Raw genomic sequence first — 16,204 nt, forward strand, 5'->3', positions numbered from 1 at the left:
GCATAGGAAGCAACCGGTTCCGCGACAAGAGGCCCACGGTGCCCGCGGCCGCACCGCCTACTCCTTCAGCGGCGCCACCGAGTCCCGTACCACCACATGCGTTCCCAGCAGCAGATGCTCGTCCGGGGTGTTCGGTTCGCGCCCCAGCGCGGTCCTCACGGCGAGCCTGCCCAGTTCCTCGTAGGGAACATGCACGGTCGTCAGCGCCGGATGCAGATCCCGGGCGAACGGAATGTCGTCGTACCCGGCCAGCGACACATCGCGCGGCACGCTGAGGCCCGCCTCGTGCAGCGCGGTGAGCGCACCCGCCGCGACCATGTCGGTGGCGGCGACCACGGCCGTGAAGTCCAGCTTCTGCTCCAGCGCCTGGCGCATCAGCCGGTGGCCCGAGTCGCGGGTGAAGTCGCCGTGCAGCACCAGTTCCTCGGCGGGCTCGACACCGCGCGCCCGGTGGGCGGCGAGATAGCCGCGCTCGCGCCCCTGCGCCGTGGTGTGGTCGGACTTGCCGCCGAGGAACAGCACCCGCTGGTGACCCTGTGCGAGGACGTGCGCGACCAGGGCGTAGGCGCCGCCCTCGTTGTCGTACTCGATGACCGTGACCGGTGCCCCGGGCCCCAGCGGCGGGCGCCCGCACAGTACGAGGCGGGAGCCGGCCGAGGCGAGCGAGTCGGCCATGCGGCGGGTGCGTTCGCGGTACTCGGCGGTGTCGGCGCCACCGCCGACCAGGATCACGGCGGCCGCCCGCTGCGCGCGCATCATCTCCACGAACTCCAGCTCGTACCGCGCGTCGCCCTCCGTGCTGCACACCAGGCACAGATGGCCCAGCCGCATCGCCTCACGCTCCACGCCGTGCGCCATCAGCGCGAACGACGGACCCGTGATGTCCTCAAGCACGAACGCCAGCGTGGGCGTGCCGACGCCCGCGATCGCCTTGGCGCGCGCGTCGGCGACGTAGTCCATCTCGCGGACCGCCCGCATCACGCGCGTACGGGTCGCCGCGCTCACCGGATAGACCCCGCCCAGCACCCGCGACACGGTCGACGCGGACACCCCCGCGCGCGCCGCCACGTCCCTGATCGTGCTGCGGCTCGCGTCCTCGCTCTTTCTGGTCATACCTGCCTCGTCCCTCTCCCCGGGCTTGTCGGCCCACCCCTCGGGAACTGCGGCAACATGGATGGAAACCGGTTCCCGACCCGGAGGCTAGCAGCGGGGGAGGGCCGGGACGAGGGGGATGCGGCAGGAACTGCGGCGGCCGCGCGCTCAGCCGGTGGCGGCGCCGAACCACCGGGGCAGCCGATCGAGCAGCTCCTCCTGGTCCTCGCCGACCCACGCGACATGGCCGTCCGGCCGCAACAGCACGGCGGGCACGTCCAGTTCCTCGCTTGCGTCGACGACGTGGTCGACCCGGTCCGCCCAGCCCGTGAGGGAGAGCCGGCCGCCGGTCTGGTCGAGCAGCAGCCCGCGGCCGCCGTGCAGCAGCTCGTAGAGGCGCCCCTGCTTCAGCTTCACGTCGCGCAGCCGCCGGCCGAGCAGCTCGTGGCCCTCGCCGAAGTCGTAGCGGATGTCGAGCGCGGTGACCTTCTCGATCAGGTGCCGGGTGACGCCCTCGAAGTCCATCAGCTCCGCCATCAGCCGCCGCACCGCCTGGGCGGTCGGGTCGGTGGAGATCAGCAGGCTCTGTACGCGGGTGTTGTCCAGTACGGCGGCGGCCACCGGGCGCCGTTCGCTCTCGTAACTGTCCAGCAGTCCCTCGGGAGCCCGGCCCGTGACCTCGGCGGCCAGCTTCCAGCCGAGGTTGAACGCGTCCTGGATACCGAGGTTGAGCCCCTGTCCGCCCAACGGCGGGTGGACGTGCGCCGCGTCGCCGGCCAGCAGCACCCGGCCGACCCGGTAGCGCTCGGCCAGCCGGGTGGCGTCGCCGAAGCGGGAGAGCCAACGCGGCGAGTGCACCCCGAAGTCGGTGCCCGAATAGGCCCGCAACTGCCGCTTGAACTCCTCCAGGGTCGGCGCGACCGAGCGGTCCTCGGCCACCCCCTCGGCGGGCACGACGACGCGGTACCGCCCCTCCCCGACGGGTCCGAGGCCGAACCGCTTCTCGGTCTGCCGGATCTCCGTCACGACGGCGGCGATCGTCTCCTGGGTCTCCGTCACCTCCATCTCGCCCAACAGCGTCTCGGCCTGGGCGGGTTGACCGGGGAAGCCGATCCCGAGCAGTTTGCGCACCGTGCTGCGCCCGCCGTCGCAGCCGACGAGACAGCGCGAGCGCAGCCGTGTGCCGTCGGCGAGTTCGACGCTCACCCCGTCCTCGTCCTGGCTCACCCCCACCACCTCGCAGCCGCGCCGGATCTCGGCGCCGAGCTCGGTGGCGTGCTCGGCCAGCAGACGTTCGGTGACGGGCTGCGGGATGCCGAGGATGTAGCCGTGCGCGGTGTCCAGTTCGGGCACCGGCTTGTCGATGGCGGCGAAGTAGCCACCGCCGACGGGGAATTGCCGGCCGTGGGCGAGGAACCGCTCCAGCAGCCCGCGCTGGTCCATCACCTCGATACTGCGTACGTGGAGGCCGAGCGAGCGGACGTACGCGGCGGGCTCGGCATCCTTCTCCAGCACGAGCACCCGCACGCCGTGCAGCCTCAGCTCGCCGGCCAGCATCGAGCCGGTCGGTCCGCCACCGGCGATGATCACGTCGATCATGAGACCCCCATAAGCGCATGCATTGCGCGAATCGCTGATTTCAGCAGCTTCTGGCTTCGACCGGAGATTCTGCGCCACGAGGGGGGTCTTGCCGCAAGGCCCAGGGTGCGCTATAGGTTGAGAGTGGCAAGGAGTACCTGACTCCTTGCCTTTCCTTTTGCCGCCCGGCGGCGCCCGGCGGAGCTCTACGCCTCCGCCAGCGTCCCCGCGATCGACGTGATCGCCTGCGGCCCTACCCGGCAGCACCCGCCGATCAGCCGGGCCCCGGACTCCCGCCAGGCGCGCACCTGGCCGGGGGCGAAGGAGGAGCGCCCGTTCCAGGCGCGGGCCTCGGCGTCCCAGGCCTCGCCGCTGTTGGGATAGACGACGACCGGCTTGCCGGTGACACGGGCGGCGATCTCGACCGCGGCGTCCACGTCCTCGGGCGCGCAGCAGTTCACGCCGACCGCGATCACCTCGTCCGCGTCGGCGGCCAGGGCGAAGGCCTCCTCCAGCGGCTGGCCGGCGCGGGTATGCCGACCGTCGATCGAATACGAGAGCCAGGCGGGTGTATGCAGTCCACGCACCGCCCGCACCAGCGCCTCCGCCTCGTCCGCGTCCGGCACCGTCTCCAGAGCCAGTACGTCGGGTCCGGCGGCGGCGAGCACCTCCAGACGGGGCCGGTGGAAACGCTCGAGCTCGTCGACGCTCAGGCCGTACCGTCCCCGGTACTCGGAGCCGTCCGCCAGCATCGCCCCGTACGGGCCGACCGACGCCGCCACCCACAGCGGCCGCGTGACGCCCTTCGCCTTGGCCTGCGAGGCCGCCTCGCGGGCCAACTCGACGCTCGTCGTGAGCAGTTCGGCCGCCCGCTCGTGCGAGATCCCACGCTTGGCGAAGCCCTCGAAGGTGGCCTGGTAGCTGGAGGTGATCGCCACGTCCGCGCCGGCCTCGAAGTAGGCGAGGTGCGCCTCGGTGATCGCCTCGGGCCGCTCGGCGAGCAGTCGCGCCGACCACAGCTCGTCGCTGAGGTCGTGTCCGGCGGACTCGAGCTGATTGGACATACCGCCGTCGAGCACGACGGTCCCGGCGGCGAGGGCCTCGGCGAGGGAGGAGTTGCTGGTCATGCCGTCGACGGTACTCCGGGGACGGGGCTCGGACCGTGCTTGTCCACCCCGCGAACAGGCTGGGTACGGCGGAACGTGATCACATCGCGACTGCATACAGTCGACGAGCCGTGGCTTTCGCATCGCTTTCTGCGGCAGTACGTCGGCAGCAACACCCTCGGCCAGGAGCTCCTCGACGACGAGGCCTGGCGCCGGCCCCTGGTCCGGGACCACTTCCCGGCAGGCCTGCGCCAGGACATGGTCCGCCTCCACCATGACCGCGAGTGGTTCCTCCGGATCATGGAGTCCCTCCCGCGCGCTCAACCACCTCGACCAGCGGCCGGCCAACGCCCGCTCGGCGCCTCCCCGAAGGTGCGGAGAGGCCTCATCCGTTCGCCGCGTGCCGTCCGCCCCGCCGTCGCCCACCGCGCCGGTGCCGCACTGCCGGAACCGCCAGCCCGCCCAGCAGCCCGAGCCCCAGCGCGTACGGCCACCAGCCGAGGCGGTCGTCCTCCGCGGCACCCACGGTGCGGGTCACCACGGTGGACGAGGACGAAGTCGCGGACGGGGAAGGGGACTTGCCCGCGGTGGCGGCGGTGAGCACGACGTCGTTGCCGTCGCCGCCCCGGTAGCTGATCCGGTAGGTGGTGTCGGCGAGCTTGACCTTCGTCCCCTCCTTCAGCCCGGTGAACGTGCCACCGGTCTTCGAGCCGCCCGTGTGGTTCAGCACGGTGATCTCGCGCGCGGGTGCGGTCCCGGCGGCCGCGAGGTCCAGGGCCCCGGCCAGGCGCACCGCACCGGTCACCTTCAACGGCTTGTCGCGCAGGACGAGTTCGCCCTTCGCGCTCTGCGTGTAGTTCCCGGAGACCGTGATCCCGCCGGCGACGACACCGACGTTGGTCACCGAGCCCTTCACCGTGCCCTTGCCGCTGAGCGTGGTCGCCACCCGCAGCCCCGTCGTGCCCGCGTCCAACCGGGAGCCCGCGGAGGTCAGCCGGATCGCCTCGCTGCGCCGCAGCGTCGCCCCCTGGCGCAGCGCCAGCGTGCCCTTCTTCACCGTGGTCGTCCCCGTGTACCCCACCCCGCTCCCCGTCAGGGTCGTCGTCGCGGCGCCCGCCTGGGTGACCGACCCGCTGCCGGTGATCCGGGACAGGGTCAGGGCCTTGCCGGCGTTGTTCAGCACGAGCGAGCCGTTGTTCACGACCTTGTACAGACCGCCCGCGGTATACAGTCCACCGTCGCCGCCCGACCGACCGCTGCCCAGCCGCAGCACCGCACCCTTCTCGACGGTCGTCGAGCCGTCGTAGTACTGCACGGCGGCGAAGGTGACGTCGTTCCCGCGCGTCCCGGCGATGACGACGTCCCCGGCGCCGGGTGCGGCCAGGGTGTCGTGGAACTTGCCGCCGCCGATGGGGGCGCCCAGCGTCACCGGCCCGTTGTAGTCGAACGTGAGCAGGGAGCGGGAGCGTGCCGCCAGCAGGTTGATGTAGACCGTCTCGGCCGTACCCGGCATGAAGATCTGGTGCGTCGTGCCGTCGCCCCACTGGACGTTCGCGCCCTTGATGTTGGTGCCGCGCTTGTTGACGTTCTTGCGTGCGGGCGTCCAGTTCAGGGACGGGTCGCTGAGCGAGGGGTCGGTGTCGCCGCCCTGGTTCGACCAGCTGTACTGGCCTGTCAGGACGACCTTGCTGCCCGGCCGGGACTGGACGTTGATGTCGCTGCCGTACTCGCGCTGGTAGAAGTCCATGCCCTCGGTGACGGTCTGACCCAGCGGGGTGTCCACGGTCCAGGTGCCCTGGTTGAGGACCTTGCGGACGTTCGGCAGCGAGGTCGCGAACTCCGGCCGTCCGGCGTTGACCTGCGTGCCGTTGTCGATCACTCCGGAGAAGGGGTGGGTGCCCGACAGGTCCCACGTGCCCCAGAGGAAGCGCGGCTGGGTGATCAGCCCGGAGCCGCTGATGGTGCCCAGGTTGTAGGCGGTGTTCTTCAGGGACAGCCGCAGGGTGCCGTCGACCCGGATGTTGTCCTGGTTCAGCGCGAACTGCGGGGTGCCGTAAGGGAAATGGCCGATCAGACCGGTCGAGCCGCCGTTGCCGTACTGAAGCGTCGCCCCGCGTGCGACCGTGATCGCCGGCGGGTCGGGGGCGGTCGTGGTGACGTAGGGATGGTTGCCGCCCTGGACCGACACCTTCTGCCGCTGCCGGGACTTCGGCAGCGTGAAGTCGCTGTCCCTGGTCAGGACCAGCGTTCCGCTGCCGCGCACGGTGAGCGTGCCCTCGCCGCGGAGGACGCCGTCGTACGTCGTCGTCCCGGAGGGGACGGTGACGACCGTGTCGCCGGCGAGCGTCACGTTCCGGCCCGCGAGCACGTCGGCGGTGATGTCGCGGGTGCCGGCCGCCTGCGCCGGGGGAGCGGCGATCAGGAAGGCGACCGTCGCGAGGGCGCCGGCTGCGGCTGCTGTCTTGTGGGTATGGCTGCGCACGGTTACGGAGACGGGCCGGACCGGCCGTCGATAACAGAAAAGTTCCCGCGACGAGCCGCCCAGTAGAAAGCGCCTTCTTTAGTCGCGTCCGACCCGTTGACCTCGTCGTTCCCCAGCCTTACCTTTCGGCTGTTCGCAATAACAACAGATGTTCTCAATATCGAACATCACTCTCAGGACACCCCCATCCGAGAGGCAGTCCGTATGAGCCGCACTCCCGACGTCCCCGACAGGCGACTGCTGCTGAAAGGCGCCCTGGCCGCGGGCGCCCTGGCCGTGACCCCCGCCGCCGCCGCAGCCGCTCCGAGCCCGAAGAAGACACCCCCGTTCGTGAACCCGCTCGTCCGCAACCGCGCCGACCCCCACATCCACCGTCACTCCGACGGCCACTACTACTTCACCGCCACCGCCCCCGAGTACGACCGGATCATCCTGCGCCGCTCCCGCACCCTGAACGGGCTGGCTGCCGCGCCCGAGTCGGTCATCTGGACCAAGCACGCGACCGGTCCCATGGGCGCCCACATCTGGGCGCCGGAGATCCACCGCATCGGCGGCAAGTGGTACATCTACTTCGCCTCCGCACCCGCCGAGAGCGTCTGGGACATCCGTATCTGGGTCCTGGAGAACGCCAACCCCAACCCGTTCAAGGGGACGTGGGTCGAGCGCGGCCAGCTGAAGACGGCCTGGGAGACCTTCTCCCTCGACGCCACCACCTTCACCCACCGCGGCAGCCGCTACCTCGCCTGGGCCCAGCACGAGCCCGACATGGGCAACAACACCGCGCTGTGGCTGTCGAAGATGGCGAACCCCTGGACCCTGACGGGCCCTCAAGTACGGCTGTCCACCCCCGAGTACGACTGGGAGTGCATCGGCTACAAGGTCAACGAGGGCCCCTCGGTCATCGCCCGCAACGGCCGTCTGTTCATGTCGTACTCGGCCAGCGCCACCGACTTCAACTACTGCATGGGCCTGCTGACCGTCGACGCGGACGCCGACCTCATGGACCCCGCCAACTGGTCCAAGTCGCCCACCCCGGTCTTCACCAGCAACGACACCACGAAGCAGTACGGCCCCGGCCACAACAGCTTCACGGTCGCCGAGGACGGTCGCAGCGACGTCCTCGTCTACCACGCCCGCCAGTACAAGGAGATCGTCGGCGACCCGCTGAACGACCCCAACCGGCACACCCGCGTCCAGAAGCTGGGCTGGAACACGGACGGCACCCCGAACTTCGGCATACCGGTGGCGGACACCGTCATCGACTCGGTGAAGGAGAGTGCGTGAGATGAGACGTGCCTACGCGGTACTGCTCGCCCTCTGTCTGGCGCTGGCGGGCGCCCTGGTGACCGCCGGACCTGCCCAGGCGGCCGCCCTGACGATCCCCAACGGCGTCCAGTTCACGGACAGTTCGGGAGGCGCTCTGCACGCCCACGGCGGCGGGGTCATCAAGGTCGGGTCGTACTACTACTGGTTCGGAGAGAACCGCAACTCCGACAACACCTTCCGGTACGTGTCCGCCTACCGCTCCACCGACCTGAAGAACTGGGAGTTCAGGAACAACGTCCTGACCCAGTCCAGCGCCTCCGAGCTGGGCACCGCCTACATCGAGCGGCCCAAGGTCATGTACAACGCGTCCACCGGCAAGTTCGTGATGTGGATGCACAAGGAGAACGGCACCGACTACAGCGAGGCACGCGCCGCCGTCGCCGTCTCCGACACCGTCGACGGGAACTACACCTACCAGGGCAGCTTCCGTCCGCTGGGCACCCACATGTCCCGTGACATCACGACGTTCGTCGACACGGACGGTACCGGCTACATGGTGTCCGCCGCCAACGAGAACTACGACCTGCACATCTACAGGCTCAACTCCGCCTACACGGCCATAGACAGCCTGGTCGCCAACCCCTGGGCGGGCGGCCACCGCGAGGCCCCGGCCCTCTTCAAGCGGGGCGGCGTCTACTTCATGCTGACGTCGGGCGCGACCGGCTGGAGCGCCAACCAGCAGCAGTACGCCACCGCGACCTCGCTCGCCGGACCGTGGACGTCGATGGCCAACGTCGGCGACTCCACGACGTACAACTCGCAGACCGCCTACGTCCTTCCCGTACAGGGCACTTCGGGCACCTCGTACCTCTACATGGGCGACCGCTGGGGCAACTCCTTCGGCGGCACCGTCAACGACTCCCGTTACGTGTGGCTGCCGTTGACCTTCCCGAGCTCCACCACGATGTCGATGTCCTGGTACCCCGAGATCACCGTCGACGCGGCCACCGGGACGATCTCGGGGAGAAGCGCGACGTACAACACCCTGATCGCCCGCAACAGTTCGAAGTGCGTCGACGTACCGAACCAGTCCCTGTGGCAGGGCATCGCCCTCGCCCAGTACACCTGCAACAGCGGCAACAACCAGAAGTTCTGGTTCAAGGACCTCGGCACCGGCTACTACCAGCTCGTCGGCCGCGGCAGCTCCCTGTGCCTCCAGGAGAACTCCACCAACGTCACCCAGGAGAACTGCGGCAGCGCGATCACCCAGCAGTGGTCGGTGGTCACTTCGGGCTCGTACGTCAACATCAAGGCCCGCGCTTCCGGCGAGTGCCTGGACGTGAACGGCGCGTCCACCGCCAACTCCGCCGCGATCATCACGTACACGTGCAACGGAGCGACCAATCAGCAGTGGACGCGCGGGACCTGACGTCAGGTCAGGCCAGCAGGTCGATCGCGTCGATCGACGTACCGGCGCTGAGGAAGGACGTCGACCCCGAACCGCTCGCCACGTAGATCTTCAGCGTGTTGTAGGCGCTGGTGTCCGTCAGCCAGGCGGACGCCGGCACGCTGTAGGTGAACGTGTTGTTGTTGCCCCGGTACGAGCCCACGGTCAGCGACCGGGTGCTCGGCTGGGTGGGCGGCGAGGGGACGGCGGACGTCCAGGTGTCGTTGATGACGACCTGTGGGCGGCCGTTGGCGTAGGCCGTCGTCACGCCGATGCGCAGGGTGTGCGCGGCGGCGGCCTGGGCGGCCGTCAGCTTGAAGTAGACGATGATCCCGCTGTTGACGTCCTTCCATAGATAGCAGGGGAAGGCCGAGGTCTCGGTGCCGCTGCCGATGACGACGTTCCCGGTCCAGGAGGCGGCGCGGACGTCGGACGGATGGGCGTACGTCATCAGGTCGGCGTTCTTGAAGCCGCCGGGCGTGCCGTTCCAGTCGTTGATGCGCCAGATCGTGCCCGCGTTGCTGGGGTCGTTCGAGGACGGGATCGCGATGGAGTTGAGGGTGGTCGTCCCGCCCGCGCTGACGCTCACCGAGCCGGTGTGGACGGCGAGTTCACCCTTGAAGACGGTCAGGGTGTACGTCCCCGGAAGGACACCCCCGATGGAGAAGTAGCCGTCCGACGACCGTGCCGAACCCCAGTACTGGGCAGCGGAGTTGGCGAGCCCGACCGTGTAGGCGTACGCCGTGTTCCGGCCGGTGATGCCGACGCCCGCGACCTTGCCCCGGCCGCTCGCGGGGACGTAGCCGGAGATGCCGAGCGAGTCGGCCCACGAAGTGGTGAGGGTCCCCGGGTACAGCGCGGAGGAGGGGGCGCCGCCGTCGGTGAAGGCGATGACGTAGGGGCCCTGGAGGCCGAAGCGCTGGGCCTCCGTCTGGTTCTCGCCGTAGTACAGGATCTCGTACAGGCCGCCGCCGTCCGCGCTCTGGTGGCGCAGGAGGGAGCGGTAGAACGGTCCGCCGGAGGCCTTCTCGTGGTTGGAGCGCACGATGTACAGGCCGACGCTGCCGGTGGTCCAGCCGACGTAGTTGTAGTCGATGACCCGGGACTTCGTGTAGTGCTTCGAGCGGGTCTGGCCGTCGGACTTCGCGAAGACGTCCTGGGCCTCGATGGTGGTGGGCGCGTAGGTGTAGGAGTCGGACTCGTCGTTGAGGAACTTGCCCGCGTTCACGCGCAGGATGTAGCGGGTCGCGCTGACCGAGGTGTCGGCCTTGTTGGTCCACAGGTAGACGTTGTTCTCGCCGCTGCGGGCCGCGTAGTAGTGCTTCAGCGTGCCGTACGCGACCGAGATCAGGATCGTCGTACCGGACTGCTTGATGCTCACGGTGGAGGTGCCGAGGCCGGACTCGATGTGCGAGTTCTTGCCGCCGTAGCCCTGGTACTGGGTGCCCTTGTAGACCAGCGAGGTCAGGTCGCCGTTGGTTTTGCTGACCTTGAAGACCAGGTTCGCGCCGGTGTCGACGACGTAGTTGGAGCCGTCGTCGCTCCAGCCGAAGGTCGCGGCGGAGGCGGTCTGGGCGAGCGGGCCGGCCAGGGCGGCCGTGCCTGCGGTGGCAGCGGTGCCGAGGACGAAGGTACGGCGTCGGACCGGTCTGTTCTCAGCGGATCCGGACATGGGGGTGCCTCCTTCGAGGACATGTGGGGGTGGTGCGGGTGAGAGCGAGGGTGACAGTTGAATCGATTTCGCGAAAGGGCTTTCGCTTGCTGGAGGTTGGCAATCTTGTGAAATCGCACCGAGGTCTAGAAAGCGCTTGCCAATGGGGGTACGGTCCAGCCGCCAGGCCTTGTCGTGTGTCGTAGGAGCCTCGAATGAGACGTTTCAACCTCGCCCTGCTGGCGACGGTCGCACTGAGCACCGCACTGACCGCCGTCCCGGCCCATGCCGATGCCGAGGGGCGCCATGCCCTCGGCATCGAGAACTGCACCGCCACCGGGTGTCACTTCGACGTCCCCGCGGGCACGTACGACGTGAAGGTCCTCCTCGGCGGCGACGCCGGATCGAGCACGAGTGTCAGCGGTGAGACCCGGCGCTCCCTGCTCCCCGAGACCGCCGTCGCGGCCGGCGAGCGGACCGCCCGCAGCTTCACCGTGAACGTCCGCACCCCCGAGGGTGAACCCACCGGTGCCGAGGGCACCCCCGGTCTGGACCTCGTGCTCGGCGGCTCGGCCCCCGCGCTCGCCGACATCAAGGTCACCCCCGCCCGGCACGCCCGCCAGATCTTCCTCGTCGGCGACTCCACGGTCTGCGACCAGCCCGGCGACCCGTACTCCGGCTGGGGCCAGCAGTTGCCCCAGTACCTCCGCAAGGGTGTCTCCGTCGCCAACTACTCCGACTCCGGCGAGAGCACGGTGACCTACCTGTCCAATCCTCAACTGTTCGCCACCGTCCAGCCGTTGATCCGCCGCGGCGACCTCGTTCTGGTCCAGCTCGCCCACAACGACAAGACCACCGACGAGGTGACCTACCGGACGAACCTGGAGACACTGGTCGCCGGTATCCGGGAAAAGGGCGGTGAGCCTGTCCTCGTGACGCCGATCGTGCGACGCTGGTTCAACTCCGACGGCACCCTGAACAACAACACCGCACTCCTGGTCAACGGCCTCGGCGTCGACCACCCCGCAGTCATCCGCTCGGTCGCCGCCGCGCAGGACGTCCCGCTGATCGACTTGACGGCGAGGACGAAGTCGCTCGTGGAGTCCTTGGGAGTCGAGGGTTCCAAGGCGATTTACCTCTACAACGAGAAGCGGGACAACACGCACACCTCCGTGCACGGGGCCACGGTGTACGCCGGCCTCGTCCGCGACGAACTCCTCGCCCAGCACCTGGTGCCGAAAGGCCTGGTGCGGGTGGGATGAGCCCCTGGGGCGCCTCGACCGGAACCGGGGCGCCCCAGGCCTGTTCGCTGCGCTTGCTGAGCCGTGACACGCTGCGGGCCGGTGGGGGCTGGTCGCGCCCGCGCGGCGGAGCCGCATATCGACACAGCCCCGCGCCCCTTACGGGGCGCGTTATCGTGCCGGACATTTTCAAGATCTGAAAGAGAGCTCCATGCACCTCCCTCCCGCCGACCGCATCCGTAGCCCGTACACCGGATACACCCGCGCCCACTGGGAGGCCGCGGCCGACGCCCTGCTCGCTGCCACGGAGCCGTACGCCGCCGAGGGGGGTGCCCTCTACTACTTCCCCGGCGACCGCACCAGCTGGTCAGGGCGGCTCTCCGACGGCCTGGAGGGGTATGCCCGTACGATCCTGCTGGCCGCCTTCCGTCAGGACGAGACCGCGCTCCAGCGCTATGCCGAGGGCCTCGCGGCCGGTGTGTCCGGAGTCTGGCCGCGTATCGAGGACCGGAGCCAGCCGCTGGTGGAGGCGGCGTCGATCGCCGTGGCGCTGCGGCTGACCCGCCCGCTGCTGTGGGACCGGCTGGACGAGGGGGTGCGCCAGCGGGCCGCCGCCTGGCTCGGCGACGCACTGACCGCGGAGGCCTGGCCCTGCAACTGGGAGCTGTTCCCCGTCACCGTCGGGGGTTTCCTCCAGGAGATCGGCCACGAGCCCGAGGCCTCGCGCAAGGCGATCGACCGCGGCCTCGAGCGGATCGAGGAGTGGTACGTCGGCGGGGGTTGGTACACCGACGGCGAGGGTCGCAAGTTCGACTACTACAACGGCTGGGCGATGCACCTGTATCCGGTGTTGCATGCCTGGTTCGCCGACGACAGTCGGCTGTCGGCTGTATACGGTGAACGGCTGGAGGCCCACCTCGCCGACTACGCCCGCCTGTTCGGCGGCGACGGCGCCCCCATGCACCAGGGCCGCTCGCTGACTTATCGTTTCGCCACGACGGCCCCCCTGTGGTTGGGCGCCCTGACCGGCCGTACCCCGCTCACGCCGGGGCAGACCCGGCGGCTGGCGTCCGGGGCGCTGAAGTACTTCCTCGACCGGGGCGCGGTGAACTCCGACGGTCTGCTGACCCTCGGCTGGCACGGCCCCGACTCCGCCGTCCTCCAGGGCTATTCGGGCCCCGCCTCCCCGTACTGGGCGAGCAAGGCCTTCCTCGGTCTGCTCCTCCCGCCGGACCACGAGGTGTGGACGGCCGAGGAGGAGCCGTCCCCGGTCGAGCGCGCGGACGAGATCCGACCGGTCGCCGCCCCGAACTGGCTGATCCAGTCGACCAGTTCGGACGGTCTGGTCCGCCTCCACAACCACGGCAGCGAGGACGTCCGCTACGACCCGTACTACACGCGCCTCGCGTACTCCACGGTGACGGCGCCCTCACCCTCGTACGACAACAGCGTGATCGTCGGCGACGACCCGAGCCGTACCGACATCGAGCCGCTCGGGGTGGGGGACGGGTGGGTGGCGTCGCGGCATGCGGCCGGTGGGGGAGCGCGGGTGACCAGCGTGGTGCTGGCGCGTGGGGCCGTGGAGGTGCGGGCCCATCTGGTGTCCGGAGCCGAGCCCGGGACGCCGGTGCGGCTCACCGGGTGGGCGGCGCGGGACGGTGTACTGGCGCAGGCGTTGCCCGCTGTCGGTCTCGACGGGGCGCTGACCGGTGTCACCGGTGAGGGCGGGACGCTCTTCGTCGCGCTCGTCCGGCTCACCGGCGAGGCGGATCCCGTGCCGCTGGACGAGGCCGTGACCGTACGGGTCGATGGGGCGGGCGAGTTGACGGTCCGCTGGCGTGCGGGATCCGAGGTGCGGGTCCGGCTGGACGACTCCGAGGTGTCGGTCGGGGCCGAAGGCTGAGCCGCCTCGGGCAGTATGGGGATCATGGGTGGGACGGATGAACTCGTAGAACTGCTGGGGCGGGCCGGGCTGGAGGTCGTGGGGGAGCGGCGGGTCGAGGAGGTGTTGCCGCCTCCGTTCGCGTGGCGTCATGTCGCCAAGTGGGAGGCGGAGCCGGCCGTGGCGGTGGCCTCCGACCGGGCCGACCTGGTCGCCGAGATCAACGCTCAGTGGTTCCGGCTGGCGTCCGAGACGGGGATCCTCGGCGAGGACAGGGTGTTCCTCGTCCACGCCGGGTGCTCGTCCCGGCGGTGGATACGGGTCCGGCTCGCCGCCGACTGGGATCTCGCCGGGGTGCTCGGTGAGCGGCCCGGGCAGCCGGAGTTCCTCACCATGTCGCCGGACGGGGACACCCTGCTGGGCGTCACGACCGAGGAGTACGCCGTCTGGCTCGTCGCCGTCGACCGGATCAGGGAGCGGCAGGAGGAGGCCGCGCGGCTTGCGGGCCGGGAGACGGCGGAGGACCGGGCGGCCGCCTGGGAGTCGCTGTTCCAGGGTCCGAAGCCCCCGGAGAAAGTGATCGACGCCTGGGCGAGCGGGCTCTCGCTCAACGCGGCCACCCCGAAGGAGCTGCGGTCCAAGCTGGTGGACAGGTCTTCGTATGCGATGTACAGCGCATTGTCGACAGAAGCGCTGGACGCCGCCCTGGCCCACCCGGACTGGAAGACGCGGATGCGGGCGGCCGAGCACCAGCCGAACATCACTCCCGAGCAGTGGGACCGGGTGATCCTCGCCGAGCAGGACGAGCGCCAACGGTGGTTGCTCACCATGATCGCCGCCGAGCGCTGGGCCGAACTCGACGAAGGCACCTGCCGCAGACTCGCCGCCGATCCGTCCCCGCGCGTGCGCTCCGAGACGGCCCGCCTCAAGACCTTGCCGCCCGATGTGTCGGTCGCGTTGGTCGCCGATCCCGACGACGGCGTGCGGGCCGTGGCCTGCCTGGCGGCCTGGCCCCATCTCGACGCCGCCGCACAGGAAGCGCTCCTGGTCGATCCGCACGACATCGTGCGCGTCCGCGCCCGGCTGCTGCACCACCGGCAACATCCCATGCCCCGTGCGGTGTTCGAAGCCCAGGAGATCCAGGAGGTCCAGGACATCCGGCGCCAGGCACTGGAGACGTGCCGCCTGGAGCGCGGTCTCGCCGAACATCTGGCACGGCACGGCGAGTCGGACGAGCGCCGCTCGCTGGCACTCAACCCGCGTCTGGACCCGGACCTCGTGGCCCTCCTGGCCGAGGACCCGGACGCCGGAGTCCGTTACGTTGTGGCGAAGCGGGCCGACCTCACCGAGGAGCAACGCGCGTGCATCGACTTCGAGTTCGACCCGAACCTGCACTCCTGGGCCCTCGACTGGGTCGTCGCCCTGCACGAGGACGAGGACGCCATGCGCCGCCTGGCCGCCTCCTGCCACCCCCTCATCCGCAGAAGCGTCGCCCGCGCCCGCCGTCTGCCGCCCGACGTCGTCGCACGCCTCGCCCGGGACGAGGACCGTGTCGTCCAGCTCTTCCTGGCCGAGTCCTGCGACGACGCGCCCGCCGACATGCTCCTGGAGGTGTGGCAGTGGTGGACCGGCAGCCTCACCAGCCCCGACCGGCCGCGCGGCCACCCCAACTTCCCCCGCCACGGCCTCCTGCGGTACGCGGATGACCCCAGCCCACGCATGCGCCAACTGGCCCTGGACGACCCGCGGTCCACGCCCGAGCTGGTGGAACGGCTCAGCAGGGACCCCGACGAGGAGGTGCGCTACCGCGCCGCGACCGACCCCCGGCTGTCGGCGGCGGGCGCCGCGAGGCTCCTGGAGGATCCGCACGAGCACATCCGGCATGCCGCCGCGCTCCACCCTCGGCTGCCGGCCCGGCTCCTCGTCTGGCTGCTGCGGACGAGTACCGGCAACGCGGAGACGGCGGCCCGGAATCCGGCGCTGCCCGCCGAGGTCGTACGCCGGATGGTCGGCGTACTCACCGCTGGGGGAGCCGACTGACCGCGACGAAGGTCGCCATGGCCACCAGCGTCCACAGGGCGTAGATGCCGTACTCGCCCCACAGCGAGTCGGAGGAAGGCACCGAGACGTGGGCGAGCCGGTTCACGCCCCAGCCGGACGCCAGGGCGGCCACGAAGGCGGGCCAGCGGTGGCGTACCCCCTCGGACACGTCGTCCAGCAGGTTCAGCAGCGCCACCATCATCATCGCGAAGAGACCCTCCTCCTCCCAGCCGACAGCCGTACCCAGCGCCCCGAAGGCCAGGCAGAGCAGCCAGACCCGCAAGGTGGCCCACACCCGGGCGGGCGGGCGCGGCACATCCGGCGGCAGCCAGAAGAAACGCTGTACATCCCGCTTGAACCGTTCGTCGGACATCGCACCGACCTCCCCCGTCCGCGTGCATCGCACGTAGGAGACACGC

11 protein-coding genes are annotated in these 16,204 nt (G+C 70.2%); 5 read left to right on the forward strand and 6 right to left on the reverse strand.

Going from position 1 to position 16,204, the window contains the following annotated elements:
• Positions 1-57 precede the first annotated feature (57 nt).
• From OHU89_RS37915 to OHU89_RS37930, 4 genes are all read right to left on the reverse strand, one after another.
• Positions 58-1,113, reverse strand: a complete 1,056-nt coding sequence (locus OHU89_RS37915; protein WP_405649466.1) for a LacI family DNA-binding transcriptional regulator — start codon at positions 1,111-1,113, stop codon at positions 58-60.
• 147 nt (positions 1,114-1,260) lie between these two features.
• The gene (gene rox, locus OHU89_RS37920) at positions 1,261-2,691 is read right to left on the reverse strand and encodes a rifampin monooxygenase (protein WP_405649467.1); all 1,431 of its coding nucleotides are present in this window, start codon (positions 2,689-2,691) and stop codon (positions 1,261-1,263) included.
• Between the two features lie 185 nt (positions 2,692-2,876).
• Positions 2,877-3,797, reverse strand: a complete 921-nt coding sequence (mmuM, locus tag OHU89_RS37925) for a homocysteine S-methyltransferase (protein WP_405649468.1) — start codon at positions 3,795-3,797, stop codon at positions 2,877-2,879.
• A 364-nt stretch (positions 3,798-4,161) separates the two neighbouring features.
• Positions 4,162-6,258 (reverse strand): autotransporter, encoded by a 2,097-nt coding sequence (locus OHU89_RS37930; protein WP_405649469.1) that lies wholly within the window; start codon positions 6,256-6,258, stop codon positions 4,162-4,164.
• 204 nt (positions 6,259-6,462) lie between these two features.
• Between OHU89_RS37930 and OHU89_RS37935 the strand changes: the two genes are divergently transcribed.
• Both OHU89_RS37935 and OHU89_RS37940 read left to right on the forward strand, forming a co-directional pair.
• Complete coding sequence (locus tag OHU89_RS37935) at positions 6,463-7,542, forward strand: family 43 glycosylhydrolase (RefSeq protein WP_405649470.1); 1,080 nt, start codon at positions 6,463-6,465, stop codon at positions 7,540-7,542.
• A gap of 1 nt (position 7,543) precedes the next feature.
• Positions 7,544-8,953, forward strand: coding sequence for an RICIN domain-containing protein (locus tag OHU89_RS37940; RefSeq protein ID WP_405649471.1), 1,410 nt, complete (start codon positions 7,544-7,546; stop codon positions 8,951-8,953).
• Between the two features lie 7 nt (positions 8,954-8,960).
• On the opposite strand, the gene OHU89_RS37945 is transcribed toward OHU89_RS37940, so the two are convergent.
• Positions 8,961-10,643 carry a rhamnogalacturonan lyase B N-terminal domain-containing protein gene (locus OHU89_RS37945; protein WP_405649472.1) on the reverse strand — a complete coding sequence of 561 codons (1,683 nt, stop codon included), beginning with the start codon at positions 10,641-10,643 and terminating at the stop codon, positions 8,961-8,963.
• Between the two features lie 194 nt (positions 10,644-10,837).
• On the opposite strand from OHU89_RS37945, the gene OHU89_RS37950 reads away from it, so the two are divergent.
• The 3 genes from OHU89_RS37950 (at position 10,838) to OHU89_RS37960 (ending at position 15,785) form a co-directional block, all read left to right on the forward strand.
• Complete coding sequence (locus tag OHU89_RS37950) at positions 10,838-11,884, forward strand: rhamnogalacturonan acetylesterase (RefSeq protein WP_405649473.1); 1,047 nt, start codon at positions 10,838-10,840, stop codon at positions 11,882-11,884.
• A gap of 190 nt (positions 11,885-12,074) precedes the next feature.
• Positions 12,075-13,766 (forward strand): DUF2264 domain-containing protein, encoded by a 1,692-nt coding sequence (locus tag OHU89_RS37955; RefSeq protein WP_405649474.1) that lies wholly within the window; start codon positions 12,075-12,077, stop codon positions 13,764-13,766.
• A 24-nt stretch (positions 13,767-13,790) separates the two neighbouring features.
• The gene (locus OHU89_RS37960) at positions 13,791-15,785 is read left to right on the forward strand and encodes a PE-PGRS family protein (protein ID WP_405649475.1); all 1,995 of its coding nucleotides are present in this window, start codon (positions 13,791-13,793) and stop codon (positions 15,783-15,785) included.
• Here the strand turns inward: OHU89_RS37960 and OHU89_RS37965 are convergent.
• Positions 15,763-16,158 (reverse strand): hypothetical protein, encoded by a 396-nt coding sequence (locus OHU89_RS37965; protein WP_405649476.1) that lies wholly within the window; start codon positions 16,156-16,158, stop codon positions 15,763-15,765. The two genes, OHU89_RS37960 and OHU89_RS37965, sit on opposite strands and share 23 nt — an antisense overlap.
• Between the last annotated feature and the right edge of the window lie 46 nt (positions 16,159-16,204).

This window comes from Streptomyces sp. NBC_00019 (genome assembly GCF_045041015.1).
Taxonomy (GTDB): domain Bacteria; phylum Actinomycetota; class Actinomycetes; order Streptomycetales; family Streptomycetaceae; genus Streptomyces.